The 4,322-nt window shown below is 66.0% G+C and carries 3 protein-coding genes; all 3 read right to left on the bottom strand.

Annotated elements, in window-relative coordinates:
- Positions 1-747: 747 nt before the first annotated feature.
- Positions 748-1,017, bottom strand: a complete 270-nt coding sequence (locus QOC69_RS25155; protein ID WP_526444743.1) for a hypothetical protein — start codon at positions 1,015-1,017, stop codon at positions 748-750.
- Positions 1,018-1,020: 3 nt separating this feature from the next.
- A complete protein-coding gene (locus tag QOC69_RS25150) occupies positions 1,021-2,730 on the bottom strand; it encodes an AMP-binding protein (RefSeq protein WP_526444741.1) in 1,710 nt (569 codons plus the stop codon).
- An 80-nt stretch (positions 2,731-2,810) separates the two neighbouring features.
- Positions 2,811-4,322, bottom strand: a 1,512-nt coding sequence (locus QOC69_RS25145) for an ABC transporter ATP-binding protein (RefSeq protein ID WP_526444739.1), incomplete at its 5' end; no start/stop codon positions are given.

Below are 4,322 nucleotides of genomic sequence, written 5' to 3'. Positions count from 1 at the left end.
ACACCGGCCAGCCCGTCGCACCCACCAGCCACAATCAGGCCTCACGGCCGGCCAGCACCGGCTCCATCTGTCCCCACCCGGGCCGCACGCAAAATCGAGGCTAGGTGTCTACAGGGGGTTAGGCGATGTCACAGATACCCGGCGATGGTCAAGGCCCTTGGGGCGTGCCTACGGGCTGCGCCAACTGCGGCCACGACGACTATCTCCACCCGATTAGCCGATGCGCCGCGACTGAGCCGGATACCGGCGAACGGTGCGACTGCACCCGGTTCAGACCGTTTGAAAGCTGGTGGGGCGACGAGACTCCTCGACCCTGCACCTAGGAAATCCTGGGTAAATCGACTTCCAAACCCGTCCAAGATGGGCAGACGCCAAGGTAGGTTCAGCCGGCGACCTGTTCGGCGATTTCGGTGGTGTTAGACATGGTGGGTTGTTCCTCTCGGTTGGTTGATCCGGACAGGGTGATTCCTGACCCGGATACGACAAAGCCGCCCGACCCTGATCTCGGACGGCTTACAAGTACTCTTGGGGGTTGCTTTAATTGCCGCGAGCGTCGATGATCCTCATATAGCTGTCACGGCCGGGGGGCTGACTACCAAGTCCGCCTCACAGCGCGGAGCCGTAGCAGACGCCTATTGGAGGCGCTGACTACCTGCCAACGGCACAGGCCCCCCGGCGTGATAGCGGCCTACCAGGTTGTGTCTGGTAGACGTTCGGCTGGTGTGTCTTGAACGCGACGCCTTGCCGCTACTGCATGCTAAAGCGGGTGCAGGCGTAGGTCGTATCCCACCAGGGCAGGGACAATGAACGGGTTGGTCTGCGCGTAGGGCCTGACTGAATCCACGCCGGCGGCGATCGTCCCTCGGCGTTGAGTTCGGCATACGTCCAACGCCTGCCTGCCATCACGTCGACGACAGCCTCGGCGTCGGGCTGCTGGGCGACGATCCGCTCGAAGTTCGCGCCGATGGTCTCCTCGAGGATCGGCGTGCCGGTCGGGCCTGCGTCACGTGACTTCATCGCTCAACCCACCAGGTCCTCGTAACGATGCTCCGTTGCGATCGGCGAGCCCGATCGGTGTGCCTCATCCTCGCGCTTGCGCAGTTCGACGCGGCGGATCTTGCCCGAAATCGTCTTCGGCAGTTCGAAGAACTCGACGCGGCGCACCCTCAGGTACGGCGCGAGGTGGTCACGGGCGTATTCGAGGATCGACCGGGCGGTGTCGGCGTCGGCGGGCCAGCCGTCGGCCAGCGCCACGTACGCCTTCGGCACGGCCAACCGGGTCTCGTCGGGCTGCGGCACCACGGCGGCCTCGACCACCGCAGGGTGCTCGATGAGCACACTCTCCAATTCGAACGGCGACACCTTGTAGTCCGAGCACTTGAACACGTCGTCGGTGCGGCCGACGTAGGTGATGTAGCCGTCCTCGTCGCGGCTGGCGACGTCGCCGGTGTGGTAGTAGCCACCCGACATCGCCGCATCGTTGCGCGCCGGATCATCGAGATATCCGGTCATCAGGTTCAGCGGATTCGAGCTGAGCTGCAGGCAGATCTCGCCCTCGTCGGCGGGGTCGCCGGTCAGCGGGTCGATGAGCACCACGGGCACTCCGGGCATCGGCCGTCCCATCGAACCCGCCTTGACGGGTTGGCCGGGTGTGTTGCCGACCTGCAACGTCGTCTCGGTCTGGCCGAACCCGTCCCGGATGGTCAGTCCCCACGCCCGTTCGACCTTCGCGATGACATCGGGGTTCAGTGGCTCGCCGGCGCCCAGGATCTCGCGCAGCCCTTCGGGTTTCGGTCCGAGGTCGCTCTGGATGAGCATCCGCCACACCGTCGGCGGACCGCAAAAGGTGTTCACCCCGGCGCGCCGGATCTGGTGCAGCAGCGCCGCGGCGTCGAACCGGTCGTAGTTGTAGACGAAGATCGTCGCCTCGGCGATCCACGGCGCGAAGAAACAACTCCACGCGTGCTTGGCCCAGCCAGGTGAGCTGATCGCCAGGTGCACATCACCGGGGCGCACGCCGATCCACGCCATCGTCGACATGTGCCCCACCGCATAGCTCACCTGCGAGTGCTCGACCAACTTCGGCCTGCTGGTGGTGCCGGAGGTGAAGTAGACCAGCATCGAATCGTCGACGGTCGTTCTGGCCACCGACGGCCCGGCCGGAACGACGTCGCGCGCGTCCGCGTAGTCGTGCCATCCATCCACCTGACCGCCCACCACGATGCGGATGCACTGGTCGTCCCGAAGGTGGGGATCCTCGAACTTGGCGGTGTCGGCGGCGTTGGCGATGACCGCCCTGGCGCCGCCGCGGGTGATCCGGTCGGCGAGGTCGGCGGGTCCCAGCACACTGGTGGTCGGCATGATCACCGCCCCGATCTTGGCCACCGCCAGCATCGACTCCCACAGTTCGACCTGGTTGCCCAGCATCAGGATGACGCGGTCGCCCTTCACCACCCCGAGCTGCTCGAGCCAGGCCGCCACACGATCGGAACGGTCCGCCATCTGCGCAAACGTCACCTTTTGCTCGGCGCCGTCCTGCTCGACGATCCACAGCGCGAGCCGGTCCGCGGCGCTCGGATCCCGCGCAATGACGTCGAACCAGTCGGTCGCCCAGTTGAACGCGCCGGTCAGTTGCGGCCACGCGAACTCGTCCACGGCCTTGTCGTAGTCGTTGATCAGGGCGACGAGCTGATCGCGGGCGCTGCGGTAAAGATCGGTGTTGGTCCCCATGACTCACAGGATCTACGTCACACTCACCATCCGCTGCGGTTCCACGCCGAAACTGCGGGGAGATCGCGAATTCGGACGCGTCAGGCCAGTGAATCGACCCAGGCCCGGTGAAGTGCGGCGTATCTGCCGTCGCTTCGGATCAATTCGTCGGGCGGTCCGTCCTCGACGATGCGGCCGTGCTCGAGGACCAGCACGCGGTCGGCACTCTGGACCGTGGACAGCCGGTGCGCGATCACCACCGCGGTGCGTTCGGCCAGCACGGTCCCCAGCGCCCGCTGGACCAACCGTTCGCTGGGGATGTCGAGCGACGACGTGGCCTCATCGAGGATCAGCACGGCGGGGTCGGCGAGGAATGCCCGTGCGAAGGCGATCAGCTGCCGCTGGCCTGCGGACAGCCGGCCGCCGCGCTTGGCCACGTCGGTGTCATACCCGTCGGCGAGCGCGTCGATGAACCGGTCCGCGCCGACCGCACTGGCCGCTTCGCGCACCTCGTCGTCGGTCGCGTCGGGGCGACCGAACCGGATGTTGTCGGCGATGGAGCCCTCGAACATGAAGTTCTCCTGGGTGACCATCACGACGTGCTGCCGGAACTCGGCCTGGGCGAGATCGCGGAGGTCGACGCCGTCGAGCGTCACCGACCCGGCGACGGGGTCGTAGAAGCGGGCGATCAGCTTGGCGATGGTGGTCTTGCCGGCGCCCGTGGTGCCGACCAGGGCGACGGTCTGGCCAGCCGGTACCTCGAGGTTCAGGTCGGGCAGCACGGGACGGCCCGGCGCGTAGGAGAAGTCCACGTGGTGAAAGCCGATGTCGCCGTTGACCTCTCGTAGATGCACCGGCTGCGTCGGATCCTGGATCCCCGGCTTCTCGGCCAGCACCCCGGCGATCTTCTCCAGCGCTGCGGCGGCCGACTGGAAGGTGTTGAAGAACTGCGAGATCTCCTGCATGGGTTCGAAGAAGATCCGCAGATACAGCAGGAAGGCGGTCAGCGTGCCCAGGGTCATCTCGCCCTGCAGCACCCGGTAGCCGCCGTAGAGCAGCACGATCCCCGTGGTGATGTTGCCGACCAGTCGCACGCCAGGCATGAAGACCGCGAGCAGCTTGAAGGCCTTCTCGTTGATGTTCTTGTACTGGTCGGCGACGTCTTCGAAGATCTCCTGGTTGCGCGGCTCGCGGCGGTAGGCCTGCACCGCCTTGATGCCCGTCATCGTCTCGACGAACTGCACGATCACCAGGGCAGCGCTCTCGCGCACCTTCTTGTAGGTCTTCGACGACTGGGTGCGGAACCACCACACCAGCAGCACCAGTATCGGGAAGGCGCCCAGACACATCAGGCCAAGCCGCACGTCGAGCACGATGAGCAGCACCGCCGTCCCCAGGAGCGTCAGGATCGCGGTGATCAGACCATCGAAACCGGTCTCCAGCATGTCCTGGATGGCCTCGACGTCGTTGGTCGAGCGGGCGACCACGCGGCCGGAGGTGTAGCGGTCGTGGAAGGCGACGTCGAGGCGCTGGAAGTGCCGGAAGATCCTGCGGCGCAACTCGAGTAGAACCTCTTGACCGATCCGCCCGGAGCGGCGCAGGAAGTACATCCG

Origin of the sequence: Mycobacterium sp. (assembly GCF_032162105.1) — a bacterium.
Taxonomy (GTDB): Bacteria; Actinomycetota; Actinomycetes; order Mycobacteriales; family Mycobacteriaceae; genus Mycobacterium.
This window is presented reverse-complemented; position numbering and strand designations above follow the sequence as displayed.